At 62.4% G+C, this 13426-nt stretch carries 13 protein-coding genes; 11 read left to right on the top strand and 2 right to left on the bottom strand.

Features of this window, described 5'->3' with window-relative positions; genetic code table 11:
* Positions 1–16 precede the first annotated feature (16 nt).
* Positions 17–1513, top strand: a complete 1497-nt coding sequence (locus EFR00_RS11395) for a replicative DNA helicase (RefSeq protein ID WP_012483300.1) — start codon at positions 17–19, stop codon at positions 1511–1513.
* An 86-nt stretch (positions 1514–1599) separates the two neighbouring features.
* Positions 1600–2769 (top strand): alanine racemase, encoded by a 1170-nt coding sequence (alr, locus tag EFR00_RS11390; protein WP_406550255.1) that lies wholly within the window; start codon positions 1600–1602, stop codon positions 2767–2769.
* Positions 2770–2779: 10 nt separating this feature from the next.
* Here the strand turns inward: alr and EFR00_RS11385 are convergent, their stop codons facing one another.
* Positions 2780–3415, bottom strand: coding sequence for a LysE family translocator (locus EFR00_RS11385; RefSeq protein WP_009987122.1), 636 nt, complete (start codon positions 3413–3415; stop codon positions 2780–2782).
* A gap of 164 nt (positions 3416–3579) precedes the next feature.
* Between EFR00_RS11385 and radA the strand changes: the two genes are divergently transcribed.
* The 4 genes from radA to EFR00_RS11365 all read left to right on the top strand — a co-directional run bounded on the left by radA (position 3580) and on the right by EFR00_RS11365 (position 8230).
* Positions 3580–4980 (top strand): DNA repair protein RadA, encoded by a 1401-nt coding sequence (gene radA / locus EFR00_RS11380; protein ID WP_077993187.1) that lies wholly within the window; start codon positions 3580–3582, stop codon positions 4978–4980.
* A 90-nt stretch (positions 4981–5070) separates the two neighbouring features.
* Complete coding sequence (locus tag EFR00_RS11375; protein WP_077993183.1) at positions 5071–5688, top strand: CvpA family protein; 618 nt, start codon at positions 5071–5073, stop codon at positions 5686–5688.
* A 230-nt stretch (positions 5689–5918) separates the two neighbouring features.
* On the top strand, positions 5919–7409 hold the full coding sequence (purF, locus tag EFR00_RS11370) for an amidophosphoribosyltransferase (RefSeq protein ID WP_038687987.1): 1491 nt from the start codon (positions 5919–5921) through the stop codon (positions 7407–7409).
* A gap of 80 nt (positions 7410–7489) precedes the next feature.
* On the top strand, positions 7490–8230 hold the full coding sequence (locus EFR00_RS11365) for an SDR family NAD(P)-dependent oxidoreductase (RefSeq protein WP_077993180.1): 741 nt from the start codon (positions 7490–7492) through the stop codon (positions 8228–8230).
* A gap of 9 nt (positions 8231–8239) precedes the next feature.
* Here EFR00_RS11365 and EFR00_RS11360 read toward each other — a convergent pair whose 3' ends face one another.
* Positions 8240–8941: a glycoside hydrolase family 25 protein gene (locus tag EFR00_RS11360; RefSeq protein ID WP_164519051.1), complete on the bottom strand. Its 702-nt coding sequence runs from the start codon at positions 8939–8941 to the stop codon at positions 8240–8242.
* 375 nt (positions 8942–9316) lie between these two features.
* Between EFR00_RS11360 and cysS the strand changes: the two genes are divergently transcribed.
* From cysS to pip, 5 genes are all read left to right on the top strand, one after another.
* Complete coding sequence (cysS, locus tag EFR00_RS11355) at positions 9317–10708, top strand: cysteine--tRNA ligase (protein WP_077993177.1); 1392 nt, start codon at positions 9317–9319, stop codon at positions 10706–10708.
* Positions 10709–10916: 208 nt separating this feature from the next.
* The gene (locus tag EFR00_RS11345) at positions 10917–11393 is read left to right on the top strand and encodes a GFA family protein (RefSeq protein WP_077993174.1); all 477 of its coding nucleotides are present in this window, start codon (positions 10917–10919) and stop codon (positions 11391–11393) included.
* Between the two features lie 5 nt (positions 11394–11398).
* Complete coding sequence (locus EFR00_RS11340) at positions 11399–11878, top strand: GFA family protein (protein ID WP_077993418.1); 480 nt, start codon at positions 11399–11401, stop codon at positions 11876–11878.
* Positions 11875–12351, top strand: coding sequence for a GFA family protein (locus EFR00_RS11335; protein ID WP_077993173.1), 477 nt, complete (start codon positions 11875–11877; stop codon positions 12349–12351). Before EFR00_RS11340 ends, EFR00_RS11335 begins: the two co-directional genes overlap by 4 nt.
* Complete coding sequence (gene pip, locus EFR00_RS11330; protein ID WP_077993171.1) at positions 12348–13310, top strand: prolyl aminopeptidase; 963 nt, start codon at positions 12348–12350, stop codon at positions 13308–13310. Before EFR00_RS11335 ends, pip begins: the two co-directional genes overlap by 4 nt.
* Positions 13311–13426: the final 116 nt, after the last annotated feature.

The following is a 13426-nucleotide window of genomic DNA, read 5'->3' as shown; positions in this document are numbered from 1 at the left end:
GACAGAACGGATGATGATGAACGACGCCGCTCGAAAGATTGCAGCTGTTGCTCCCTCGGAGCAGCATTATCGCGAAGCACCCAACAACATCGAAGCCGAGCAGGCGCTTCTGGGTGCAATCCTGATGAACAACGACGCCTATTACCGGGTGTCGGATTTCCTCAAGCCGATCCATCTCTACGAACCGCTGCACCGGAAGATCTTCGAGGTCGCCGGCGACATTATCCGCATGGGCAAGATCGCCAACCCGGTAACGATCAAGACCTTCCTCAAGGCCGACGAAAAGGTCGGCGACATGACGGTTTCACAATATCTTGCGAGCCTGGTCAGCAACGCTGTCACCGTCATCAATGCCGAGGACTACGGAAGGGCGATCTATGACCTGGCGCTGCGCCGGGCGCTGATCACGATCGGCGAAGACGTGGTCAACATCGCCTATGACGCACCGCTCGACATGCCGCCGCAGTCGCAGATCGAGGATACCGAACGCCGTCTTTTCGAACTCGCGGAAAACGGGCGCTATGACGGTGGCTTCCAGTCCTTCAACGATGCGGTGGCGCTGGCGATCGACATGGCGGCCGTCGCCAAGGAACGCGATGGCGGCCTTTCCGGCATTTCCACCGGCATCCACTCGCTGGACGCCAAGATGGGCGGCCTGCAGCGTTCGGACTTGATCATCCTCGCCGGACGCCCGGGCATGGGCAAGACCTCGCTTGCCACCAACATCGCCTACAATATCGCCGCCGCCTACGAGGGCGAGGTGCAGTCGGATGGCAGCATGAAGGCCAGGAATGGCGGCGTCGTCGGCTTCTATTCGTTGGAAATGTCGTCCGAACAGCTCGCCACTCGTATCATCTCCGAGCAGACGGAAGTCTCCTCCTCGAAGATCCGCCGCGGCGACATCAACGATGCCGATTTCGAAAAGCTCGTCGCCTGCTCGATGATGATGCAGAAGGTGCCGCTCTATATCGACCAGACCGGCGGTATCTCGATCGCCCAGCTTTCGGCACGCGCGCGCCGGCTCAAGCGCCAGCGCGGCCTCGACGTGCTGGTGGTCGACTACGTGCAGCTGATGACCGGTTCGGGCAAATCGAGCGACAATCGCGTCCAGGAAATCACCCAGATCACCACCGGCCTGAAGGCGCTCGGCAAGGAGCTCAACGTTCCGATCATCGCCCTGTCGCAGTTGTCACGTCAGGTCGAAAGCCGTGACGACAAGCGGCCGCAGCTTTCCGACCTTCGTGAATCCGGTTCGATCGAGCAGGACGCCGACGTCGTGCTCTTCGTGTTCCGCGAGGAATATTACGTCAAGAACCAGGAGCCGCGCGATCCCCACGATCCGAAATATCCGGAATGGGAAGCGCTGTTCGACAAGGTGAAGGGCACGGCCGACGTCATCATCGCCAAGCAGCGCCACGGGCCGACGGGCACGGTGAAGCTCGCCTTCCAGGCGGAATTCACACGCTTCGCCGATCTCGCTGATCCCTCCTTCATCCAGTATGAAGAGCACTGATCGCCGGCGATGCTGCAGCATCGGGCTTTCCCTGGACAAGATCGACCTTTAATCTGGCCGGAGAATCCTTCTCCGGCCTCTTTTCGATGTGGATCATGAGCGAATTTCTCGACGTCCCCGAAGACGACACCTTTGCCTCGGCAGGCCTGCGGCTGACCGTCGACCTGACCGCGCTGACTGAGAACTGGCGCGACATGGCGCATCGTTCGGGCGCTGCGCGCGCCGCAGCCGTCGTCAAGGCCGACGCCTACGGCCTCGGCATCGAGGATGCCGGCGAAGCGCTCTACACGGCAGGCGCACGGGATTTCTTCGTCGCGACCGTCGATGAGGGCGTGACACTTCGCCTCTATGCGCCGGATGCGCGCATCTTCGTGCTGTCAGGCATATGGCCGGGCACGGAACGTCGATTCTTCGACAATGACTTGGTGCCAGTGATTTCCTCCGACGAGCAGCTTGCCTTCTGGATGGCGGTGCTTGCCGATTATGGCGATTACCCTTGCGCGCTGCATGTCGACACCGGCTTCAACCGGCTGGGGCTGCATATCGACGATGCGATCGCGCTTGCCGACGACGTCTCGCGGCCGGCAAGCTTCGCACCGGTGCTGGTCATGAGCCACCTCGCCTGCGGCGACGATCCCACTAACGCGATGAACCGGCAGCAGCTCGAATCATTCCGCAGGGTTACCGCCGCCTATGAAGGCATTGATTCAAGTCTTGCGGCCTCGGCCGGCATCTTTCTCGGCGAGGATTACCACTTCGACCTGACCCGGCCGGGCATCGCTCTTTACGGCGGTGAGGCGGTCTGCGGCATGGCGAACCCGATGCGCCCGGTCGCCACCGCGGAAGCGCGCATCATCCAGGTGCGAACCGTCGGGGCCGGTGAGACCGTCAGCTACGGCCGCGCGCTGCAGCTTCCCCGCGACAGCCGGCTAGCGATCGTCTCTGCCGGTTACGCCGACGGTTACATGCGCAGCCAGTCGAGCGGCGGCGTGCCGCTGCGCCAGGCCGTGCCGCAGGGCGGGCAAGGCTTCATCGCCGGACACAAGGTCCCGGTCGCCGGCCGGATCACCATGGACCTGACGATCTTCGATGTCACCGACCTGCCCGAAAACGCCGTGCGCGCTGGCGACTATGTCGAGCTGTTCGGAAAGAACATGCCGCTCGACGACGTGGCGCGGGCGGCTGGCACGATCGGATACGAGATTCTGACCAGCATGGGGCTACGCCACGAGCGGCGCTACGTCGCCGAAGAATAAAGCTCGCCCCTCAACGGCTGCTTAGCGCAAGGCGGACACCGAGCGCCACAAAAAGCGCGCCGAGACCGCGGTCGAGCCATAGCCCGACCTTTTGATTGTGCCTGAACGCATCGGCAAGCCGTCCTCCGACAAGGACGAGCGGCGGCTCGATGAATGCGGCCACAACGATGATGAGGCCACCATGCAGCATGAGCTGCGCCCATGCCGGCCCGGCCCCCTCTACGACGAATTGCGGCAGGAAGGCCAGGAAGAATATCGCCACTTTCGGATTGAGGAGCGACACCAGGATTCCCTGCCGGTAGATGCTTGCGGTCGGCAATTCTTCACCGGCCGCCTTGATCAGGCCGCTGCCCCCACCGGTGCGCAAAGCCTGGATGCCCAGCCAAACGAGATAGGCGGCGCCGAGCCATTTGACGGTTGAGAAAGCGACGGCAGAGGCGGCAAGCACGGCTGAAAGGCCCAATGCCGCCATCAGCACATGCAGGCAGGCGCCTGACCAGACGCCGAACAATGCGGAAAAACCCGCGCGTTTCCCTCCTCTCATCGTGTGGCCGAGGATGAATGCAATGTCGGGGCCCGGCGAGAGGTTGAGCAAAACCGCCGCCGATAGAAATGCAAGCCAGTGCGCGAGCGAATAGTCGAACATCTTCCACCATAGCTGTGATCAGAGGTGAAAAGCATAGGCACGGCGAAGGCTGATGGGGAAATCATTAGTTTTGATCCGTCGCGATAGCCATTATCTCAAGCACGACATGATTCGATGAAGCCCTCGAGTGCTTCATTGTAGAACGCGACTGAAAGAAACATTTGATGGCGAAGGCCAGGACACAATTCATCTGCCAGAGTTGCGGCGCGGTGCATAACCGCTGGGCCGGCAAATGCGACAATTGCGGCGAATGGAACACCATCGTCGAGGAAGACCCGATGGGCGGCATCGGCTCCGGCCCCGGCAAGACGCCGAAGAAGGGCCGGCCGGTGGCGCTGACGGCGCTCTCCGGCGAGATCGAGGAGGCGCCGCGCATCCATACCGCCATGTCGGAACTCGACCGCGCGCTCGGCGGCGGCTTCGTGCGCGGCTCGGCGGTGCTGATCGGCGGCGATCCCGGCATTGGCAAATCGACGCTGCTGATGCAAGCGGCCGCGGCCCTTGCGCGGCGCGGCCACAGGATCATCTACGTCTCTGGCGAGGAAGCGGTGGCGCAGGTTCGCCTCAGGGCGCAGCGCCTTGCGGCAGCCGATACCGACGTGATGCTGGCGGCCGAAACCAATGTCGAGGATATTCTGGCGACGCTCGCCGAGGGCAAACGCCCGGATCTCGTCATCATCGATTCCATCCAGACGCTGTGGAGCGAGCTTGCCGAATCCGCGCCGGGAACGGTGACGCAGGTGCGCACCGGCGTACAGTCGATGATCCGTTTCGCCAAGCAGACGGGTGCGGCGATGGTGCTCGTCGGGCATGTGACCAAGGACGGGCAGATCGCGGGGCCGCGCGTTGTCGAGCACATGGTCGATGCCGTGCTCTATTTCGAAGGCGATCGCGGCCATCACTACCGCATCCTGCGCACGGTCAAGAACCGCTTCGGCCCGACCGACGAGATCGGCGTCTTCGAAATGTCCGACAGAGGTTTGCGCGAAGTCGCCAATCCATCCGAACTCTTTCTCGGCGAGCGCAACGAAAAATCGCCGGGTGCGGCCGTCTTCGCCGGCATGGAGGGCACACGGCCCGTTCTCGTCGAGGTGCAGGCGCTGGTGGCGCCAACCTCGCTCGGCACGCCACGCCGTGCCGTGGTCGGCTGGGATTCGGCCCGGCTGTCGATGATCCTGGCGGTGCTGGAGGCCCATTGCGGCGTCAGGCTCGGCCAGCACGACGTCTATCTTAACGTCGCCGGCGGCTACCGCATCTCCGAACCGGCGGCCGATCTCGCGGTCGCCTCGGCGCTCGTTTCGTCGCTCGCCGGTATTGCCCTTCCCGCCGATTGCGTCTATTTCGGCGAAGTCAGCCTGTCGGGCGCCATCCGACCGGTTGCGCACACCGCCCAGCGCCTCAAGGAAGCCGAGAAGCTGGGCTTTTCCACAGCGCTGCTTCCTTCCGCCTCCGCCGAGCTGCCGAAGGGTTCCGGCGGGCGATGGAACGAGGTCGAAAGCCTGCCGGATCTGGTCGCGCGCATCGCCGGATCGAAGGGAGCGCTGCGTGTGGAAGACGAGGTTTGATCCTTTCATTGCCGGGAACGGTGATGATATAGGAAGCACACGATAAGGCACGACACGGCCGCCAAGCGGCAGTCCTGGAGTTGATATTACATGCCCATTACGATTTTCGACGGTATTGTCATCGGCGTCGTGCTCTTCTCCGCCGTACTGGCGATGGTCCGCGGCTTCTCCCGCGAGATTCTTTCGATCGCAAGCTGGGGCGGTTCGGCCGCCGCCGCCTACTACCTCTATCCCTACCTGCTGCCCTATGCGCAGAAATACACCGATGACGACCGCATCGCGATCGCCGGTTCGGCCGCGGTCGTCTTCCTGATCGCACTCATCGTCATCTCCTTCATCACCATGAAGATCGCCGATTTCATCATCGACAGCCGCATCGGCGCGCTCGACCGCACGCTCGGCTTCCTGTTCGGCGCGGCGCGCGGCCTGCTGCTGATGGTGGTCGCCGTCGCTTTCTGGAACTGGCTCGTCGATGTCGACCACCGCCCGGCCTGGGTCAACGAGGCCAAGTCGAAGCCCTTCCTGGATTCGATGGTGGTGAAGCTGAAGGCGGTTCTGCCGGAGCAATTTGCCCAGATGATCGAGGCAAGCTTCCGTGATAAGATGCAGTCTCCGGCACAGGGCGGCGAAAGCGCCACGCCGCCGACCACCGATCAGGCTCCGGCGGAAGACGCGCCTGCAGCCGGCACACAGCAGCCGGCGAATTGACACAGTGTTCAAGAGCTTGACCCGCCGTCCGGCAATTGCCATTTGAGCGGGACGTGAAATAAAGGTCCGGCCGGGTATTCAGCTCCGCCGGACCTCAGCCGTTTCAGAGCCGGCGAGCGGGCTTTGGCAGCGGATGTCGTTCAGCATGACGTTATCGGAAAGCTGCCAAGTTTCCGATATATGATACTGGAAATGCCGATCCATTCTTGTGAGAGCAGAGGCCCGCAGAAATGAACCAGTCCCATTCCTTCCCGACCGACGATCCGCTCGACGGAGATACGCTGCATGAGGAATGCGGCGTTTTCGGAATTCTGGGACATCCCGATGCCGCCGCCCTCACGGCTCTCGGCCTGCACGCCCTGCAGCATCGCGGACAGGAAGCAGCCGGCATCGTCTCCTTCGACGGCAAACGCTTCTATCAGGAGCGCCATATGGGCCTCGTCGGCGATCATTATACCAATCCGATGACGCTCGCCCGCCTGCCCGGCAGCATATCGATCGGCCATACGCGCTACTCCACAACAGGCGAAGTGGCCATGCGCAACGTGCAGCCGCTCTTTGCCGAACTGGAAGAAGGCGGTATCGCCATTGCCCATAACGGCAATTTCACCAATGGCCTGACGCTGCGCCGCCAGATCATCGCCACCGGCGCCATCTGTCAGTCGACCTCCGATACGGAAGTCGTCCTTCATCTCATCGCTCGCTCCCGCCACGCGTCCACCTCCGACCGCTTCATCGATGCGATCCGCCAGATGGAAGGCGGCTATTCGATGCTCGCCATGACGCGCACCAAGCTGATTGCCGCGCGCGACCCGACCGGCATCCGCCCGCTCGTCATGGGCGAACTGGACGGCAAGCCGATCTTCTGCTCGGAAACCTGCGCGCTCGACATTATCGGCGCCAAGTTCATCCGCGATGTCGAAAACGGCGAAGTCATCATCTGCGAAATCCAGCCTGACGGCTCGATCAGCATTGATGCGCGCAAGCCTGGCAAGCCGCAGCCGGAGCGCCTCTGCCTGTTCGAATATGTCTATTTCGCCCGGCCGGATTCGGTCGTCGGCGGCCGCAACGTCTATACGACACGCAAGAACATGGGCATGAACCTTGCCAAGGAAGCGCCGGTCGAGGCCGACGTTGTGGTGCCGGTGCCGGACGGCGGCACACCTGCGGCGCTCGGCTATGCGCAGGAAAGCGGCATTCCCTTCGAGTACGGCATCATCCGCAACCATTATGTCGGCCGCACCTTCATCGAGCCGACGCAGCAGATTCGCGCCTTCGGCGTGAAGCTGAAGCATTCCGCCAACCGGGCGATGATCGAAGGCAAGCGCGTCGTGCTGGTCGATGACTCCATCGTGCGCGGCACAACGTCGCTGAAGATCGTGCAGATGATCCGCGAAGCCGGCGCGCGCGAAGTTCATCTCCGCGTCGCAAGCCCGATGATCTTCTTCCCCGATTTCTACGGCATCGACACGCCCGATGCCGACAAGCTGCTCGCCAACCAGTATGCCGATGTCGAAGCCATGGCCAAATATATCGGCGCGGATTCGCTCGCCTTCCTGTCGATCGACGGACTTTATCGCGCCGTCGGCGGCGAGGACCGCAATCCGGCCCGCCCGCAATTCACCGACCACTACTTCACCGGTGACTACCCGACCCGTCTGCTCGACAAGAACGGCGAGTCTATGGGCAACAAGCTTTCGATGCTTGCCAGCAACGGCTGAGCCGCTTGCCACTTTGACTTTCGCTTCCGAGGGGCCTAATTGCGCCCCTCACCTTCGCAAGCCAATCCGGAACCGGACAGATGAACATCAATCTTGAGGGCAAGATCGCACTCGTCACCGGTGCGTCGCGCGGCATCGGCTATTTCACTGCGCTGGAACTTGCCAAAGCCGGCGCCCATGTCATTGCCTGCGCCCGCACGGTCGGCGGGCTCGAGGATCTCGACGATGCGATCAAGGCGGTCGGCGGCAATGCAACGCTGGTGCCCTTCGACCTCGCCGATATGAACGCGATCGATGCGCTCGGCGGCTCGATCTTCGAGCGCTGGGGCAAGCTCGACATCCTCGTCGCCAATGCCGGCGTACTCGGCGTCATCTCGCCGATCGGCCATATCGAGGCGAAGGTGTTCGAAAAGGTCATGACCATCAACGTGACGGCGACATGGCGGCTGATCCGCTCGGTCGATCCGCTGCTCGCCCGCTCCGATGCCGGCCGCGCCGTCATCCTGTCGTCCGGGGCCGCGCACAAATGCCGTCCCTTCTGGAGCGCCTATTCCGCCTCCAAAGCTGCCGTCGAGGCGCTCGCCCGCACCTGGGCCGGCGAGACGCAATCGACGCCGCTGCGCGTCACCAGCGTCGATCCGGGCGCGACCCGCACGGCGATGCGGGCCCAGGCCGTGCCCGGTGAAGATCCCCAGACGCTGCCGCATCCTTCCGAGGTCGCCAAGGCGATCCTGCCGCTGCTCGGTCCCGGCGTGACCGAGACGGGCAAGCTGTTCATTGTCCGCGAGAACAAGCTGGCCGATTACCGCCTGCCGGAATAGACCGACGCCTCAATTGGCAACGGCCGGGAATAAGTGAGCAAAGCCTGCTTCCGACGGGCAGAGCGCATTGAGATCCACCGCCCCCTGAATGCCGTTCACCATGCCGTTGTCGGCAAATTGCCAGATCGACCAACGACCGCAGCCTTCCTGCGCCGGCTCCTTGAATACGCTTCGCAGCCAAAGGTAATGCTCGGGGAAGCGGGCCTCATTGCCTTTCAGATATTGATCGAAGAATTCCTGGGTCACGTAAAAGATCGGCTTTTCCGGAAAGGTGCCTTTCAGCTCGGTGACGAAGGCACTCACTTCCGTCGCCACTTCCTCGAGCGTCGGGACCTTGTTGCAATTGCCGACAAACTCCAGATCAACGGCGATCGGCAGTGTTCCCGGCGCCTTCGGCACGGTCGCCAGGACATTCTGCGCCTGATCCCTGCCCGGGCGGCAGAATGTGAAGAAATGATAGGCGCCTCTGACCACTCCGGCATCTCCGGCATTCTGCCAGTTCTCGGCAAACTTTGAATCCCTGTGATCGCCGCCTTCAGTCGCCTTCATGATCGCGAAACGCACGTTCGGCTGCGCGGCCACCGTCTTCCAATCGATATCGCCCTGGTGATGGCTGACATCGATGCCCTGGATCGGATAACGAGCTAAGGTTGGATTGTTGAAGCGAAGCATGCCGAAATCGTAAGCGAAATATGCAACGGATGCGACCATTAGAATTGCGGTCGCTCCAATCGTCCACCGAACCACGGTCCCCACTCATTCCTCCCATATTTTCAGTAGCTTCCCAGCTGGCTATGCGCGATTTGCGTCGGGAGAATGGCGGCCAAAGCCCGCGCGCTCGTTCTTGCAAAAGGATTACCGACGCGTCGTTCCAGTTGCCGCCGGATCATTCCTCGCCCCCTTGACCAAACGTCATTCGCGCGCCATAAAACGCGGCATGAAAACGGTTATCTGCATTATCTGCGGAAAGATTATTCGCTAGCGCAAGCGCTGGCCTGGCCGTTTTCATCTCCCAAATAGTCAAGATGCGAAACGCCCCGGCCCGCCGGTTGCGATATTTTCTGATCGTGCATCTGGGAGAGTGAAATGGGCGGCACGCCGGAACTGAAGCTGTACAACACGCTGACGCGGGAGAAATCGGTGTTTGCGCCGATCGATGCCGAGAATGTCCGCATGTATGTCTGCGGCCCGACCGTCTATGATTTCGCCCATATCGGCAATGCCCGGCCGGTCATCGTTTTCGACGTGCTGTTCCGGCTGTTGCGCCATGTCTATGGCGAAAACCATGTCACCTATGCCCGCAACATCACCGACGTCGACGACAAGATCAATGCGCGGGCGCTGAGAGATCATCCCGGCCTGCCGCTGAACGATGCGATCCGCGCGGTCACCGAAAAGACCGAGACGCAGTTTCACGCCGACGTCGCCGAGCTCGGCTGCCTGGAGCCGAACGTCGAGCCGCGCGCCACCGACAATATCGCTGAGATGACCGAGATTATCGAGAAGCTGATCTCCAACGGTCATGCCTATGTCGCAGCCGGCGAAGTGCTGTTCGACACCAAATCGATGGCGGATTACGGCCAGCTTTCGAAGCGCCCGCTCGACGAGCAGCAGGCCGGCGCCCGCGTCGCCGTCGACGCGCACAAGAAGAACCCCGGCGATTTCGTGCTCTGGAAACTGTCTAGCCATAACGAGCCCGGCTGGGAGAGCCCCTGGGGCCGCGGCCGGCCCGGCTGGCATATCGAATGCTCGGCGATGAGCCGGCGTTATCTCGGCGATGTCTTCGATATTCACGGCGGCGGGCTGGATCTGATCTTCCCGCACCATGAAAACGAGATCGCCCAGTCGCGCTGCGCCCACGGCACCGAGGTGATGGCGAATGTCTGGATGCATAACGGCTTCGTGCAGGTCGAAGGCCGCAAGATGTCGAAGTCCGAGGGCAATTTCGTCACCATCCACGATCTGCTGCACACTGAGGTCTTCGGCGGCCGCAAATGGCCGGGCGAGGTGCTGCGCCTTGCCATGCTGATGACGCATTACCGCGAGCCGATCGATTTTTCGATCAAGCGGCTGGAAGAGGCCGAACGCCTGCTCGCCAAATGGCCGGCGACGGAGCCCGGCGACGCCAAGCCGGACGAGGCCGTCATGAACGCGCTGGCCGACGATCTCAATACCGTCGCGGCGGTGCAGGCGCTGCATGCGCTGGCGCAGGCCGCCCATACCGATGCCGCCGCCGGCGCCACCTTCGCCGCAACGGCCGCCCTCCTCGGGGTGCTGCCGAAGAAAGCCGAGATTGACGAAGCCGTCGCCGCGGCGGTTGACGCGCTGGTCGCCATGCGTCTTGAAATGCTGAAGGCGAAGAATTTTGCCGAAGCCGACAATATCCGCGACGAACTGACGGCAAAAGGCATCCAGCTGAAGGACGGCAAGGATCCGGTGACCGGCGAGCGGGTGACGACGTGGGAGGTGAAGCGGTGAGAGTGGTGTGTTGGGATAAGACCCCTCCCCAACCCCTCCCCACAAGGGGGAGGGGCTACGGCGCCGCACTGCTCCGAAGCGACTTCACCGCAATTGCAAACATTCGAGACGTAAACGAAGACGGCGCCACGAGAGAGCCCTCCCCCTTGTGGGGAGGGTTGGGAGGGGCTTTCTCTTTCTCATCGACGTCGCTGCAGGAGGACCTGCCATGACCACCTATACCGGCGGCTGCCAATGCGGTGCGATCCGCTTTCGTGTCAGCGGCGAACTCAAGGATTCGTCGATCTGTCATTGCCGCATGTGCCAGAAGGCGTTCGGGGCTTATTATGCGCCGCTCGTCTCGGTGCGCGGCGCCGATTTCCAATGGACACGCGGCGAGCGAAAGAAGTTCCGCTCTTCCAATTTCGTCGAGCGTGGTTTCTGCGGTGACTGCGGCACGCCGCTGACCTATGAAGCGCCAGACGGAATGGCGATTGCGGCGGGCGCCTTCGACGATCCGTCGTGCCTGCCGCCGACCATTCAATGGGGCGTGGAAGGCAAGATCGGCTTCGTCGATCACCTGCACGAACTGCCGGGAGAGCGGACCGAGGCCGATCTGACGGCAGGCTCCTTCCTGCACGAACTCGTTTCCTATCAACATCCCGACCATGACACGCAGGTCTGGCCACCGGAGGATCGCGCTTGAGCGAAATGAAGCAGCAGGCCGGCGGATGCCAATGCGGCGCGGTTCGTTATCGCGCGCGCGGCGAACTCGGCTATCCCCATGTCTGCCATTGCCGCATGTGCCAGAAGGCCGCCGGCAATTATTTCCTGCCGCTTGCCGCCGCCATGCGCGAGGATTTCGAGCTGACGCGCGGCGCACCGAAATGGTTCCGGTCTTCGGATCTGGTGCGGCGCGGCTTCTGCGGCGATTGCGGCACGCCGCTCTTCTACGATATTCCGGAAGCGGATTTCATCAACATCGCGCTGGGCTCACTCGATGATCCCGATGCGGTTCGGCCGGTGATGCAATCCAATACCGGCCGCAAGATGTCCTGGTTTCACACGCTGGACGGCCTGCCGGTGGAGCCGCAGCCTGAAACGCCCGACCGCGAGAACGCGATTGCAGCAAGCAACCATCAGCACCCCGACCACGATACGAAAAGCTGGCCATTCGGAGAACACCTATGACGGATAGGATAAGAACAGGCGGATGCCAGTGCGGCGCCGTGCGCTTCCGCATCTCAGGCAAGCTGGGGCGACCCTCTATCTGCCATTGCCGCATGTGCCAGAAGCAGTTCGGCGGCTTCTTTTCCGCGCTGGTCACCGCACCCGAGGAGGGAATGGAGTGGACCCGCGGCGAGCCGAGCTACTTTCAGTCCTCCGTCAATATAGACCGCGGCTTCTGCAGCGATTGCGGCACGCCGATGACCTATCGTCATCCTGGTGGCCTGGAGCTTGCGATCGGCACCTTCGACGACCGCAGCGATCTCGCGCCGCAAATCCAGGTCAACTACGATGCCCGCCTGCCCTGGGTCGAGACGATCTTCGAAGCCCCAGTGCATAAGGACCCGGATTTCTATACCCGACAGGAGGCGATCATCTCGTTTCAGCATCCCGATCATGACACCCAAGTCTGGCCCGCGAAAGGCGTGAAGATATGACCGAGATACTGCGCACCCTCTATCCCGAAATCGAAGCCTATGCCTCCGGCCATCTCGATGTGGGCGACGGCCATGTGATCTACTGGGAACGTTCGGGAACGCCCGGCGCCAAGCCCGCCGTCTTCCTGCATGGCGGCCCGGGCGGCGGCTTCTCACCCGCCCATCGCCGGTTGTTCGATCCCGCTCTCTACGACGTCTTGCTGTTCGACCAGCGCGGCTGCGGCCGGTCGACGCCGCATGCTGAGCTCAATGCCAATACGACCTGGCACCTCGTCGCCGACATCGAGCGGCTGCGCGAGATGGCCGGCGTCGAGACCTGGCAGGTATTCGGCGGCTCCTGGGGTTCGACGCTGGCGCTCGCCTATGCCGAGACCCATCCCGAGCGGGTGTCCGAGCTCATTGTGCGCGGCATTTATACGCTGACCAAGGCGGAACTCGACTGGTACTATCAGTTCGGCGTCTCGGAGATGTTCCCCGACAAGTGGGAGCGCTTCATCGCTCCGATCCCGCCGGAAGAGCGGCATGAGATGATGCAGGCCTATCATCGCCGCCTGACGCATGCGGACAGAAGCGTGCGCCTTGCGGCCGCGCAGGCCTGGAGCATCTGGGAAGGCGAAACGATCACGCTGCTGCCGGAACCCTCGACGAGCGGCAAGTTCGAGGAGCCGGAATTCGCCTATGCCTTCGCCCGCATCGAGAACCACTTCTTCGTCAATGCCGGCTGGATGGACGAAGGACAGCTGATCCGCGACGCCGGCAAGCTCAAGGATATTCCCGGCGTCATCGTGCATGGCCGCTACGACATGCCCTGCCCAGCCAAATATGCCTGGCTGCTGCACAAGGCCTGGCCAAAGGCGGAGTTCCATCTGATCGAAGGCGCCGGCCATGCCTATTCGGAGCCCGGGATTCTCGATCGGCTGATCCGGGCGACGGACAAGTTTGCAGGGAAGACGGACTGATTGCCCTAACAGGGCAGCCCCTCACCCTAGCCCTCTCCCCGCGCGCGGGGAGAGGGGACGTGCCTTGCGAAACGGTGCGGCATGTCCCTTCTTCCCGTCAGAACGGGGAGAGGTGG

It is taken from the genome of Rhizobium sophoriradicis (genome assembly GCF_003939025.1).
In the GTDB taxonomy this organism is placed as follows: Bacteria; Pseudomonadota; Alphaproteobacteria; order Rhizobiales; family Rhizobiaceae; genus Rhizobium; species Rhizobium sophoriradicis.
This window is presented reverse-complemented; position numbering and strand designations above follow the sequence as displayed.

What these genes read in the sequence shown, in the direction of transcription:
- EFR00_RS11385 (WP_009987122.1), bottom strand. Translation starts at nt 3,415, where the DNA reads ATGTTCGACTATTCGCTCGCGCACTGGCTTGCATTTCTATCGGCGGCG.
- EFR00_RS11365 (WP_077993180.1), top strand. Translation starts at nt 7,490, where the DNA reads ATGAACATCAATCTTGAGGGCAAGATCGCACTCGTCACCGGTGCGTCG.
- cysS (WP_077993177.1), top strand. Translation starts at nt 9,317, where the DNA reads ATGGGCGGCACGCCGGAACTGAAGCTGTACAACACGCTGACGCGGGAG.
- EFR00_RS11335 (WP_077993173.1), top strand. Translation starts at nt 11,875, where the DNA reads ATGACGGATAGGATAAGAACAGGCGGATGCCAGTGCGGCGCCGTGCGC.
- alr (WP_406550255.1), top strand. Translation starts at nt 1,600, where the DNA reads ATGTGGATCATGAGCGAATTTCTCGACGTCCCCGAAGACGACACCTTT.
- EFR00_RS11375 (WP_077993183.1), top strand. Translation starts at nt 5,071, where the DNA reads ATGCCCATTACGATTTTCGACGGTATTGTCATCGGCGTCGTGCTCTTC.
- purF (WP_038687987.1), top strand. Translation starts at nt 5,919, where the DNA reads ATGAACCAGTCCCATTCCTTCCCGACCGACGATCCGCTCGACGGAGAT.
- EFR00_RS11345 (WP_077993174.1), top strand. Translation starts at nt 10,917, where the DNA reads ATGACCACCTATACCGGCGGCTGCCAATGCGGTGCGATCCGCTTTCGT.
- EFR00_RS11360 (WP_164519051.1), bottom strand. Translation starts at nt 8,941, where the DNA reads ATGGTCGCATCCGTTGCATATTTCGCTTACGATTTCGGCATGCTTCGC.
- radA (WP_077993187.1), top strand. Translation starts at nt 3,580, where the DNA reads ATGGCGAAGGCCAGGACACAATTCATCTGCCAGAGTTGCGGCGCGGTG.
- EFR00_RS11340 (WP_077993418.1), top strand. Translation starts at nt 11,399, where the DNA reads ATGAAGCAGCAGGCCGGCGGATGCCAATGCGGCGCGGTTCGTTATCGC.
- pip (WP_077993171.1), top strand. Translation starts at nt 12,348, where the DNA reads ATGACCGAGATACTGCGCACCCTCTATCCCGAAATCGAAGCCTATGCC.
- EFR00_RS11395 (WP_012483300.1), top strand. Translation starts at nt 17, where the DNA reads ATGAACGACGCCGCTCGAAAGATTGCAGCTGTTGCTCCCTCGGAGCAG.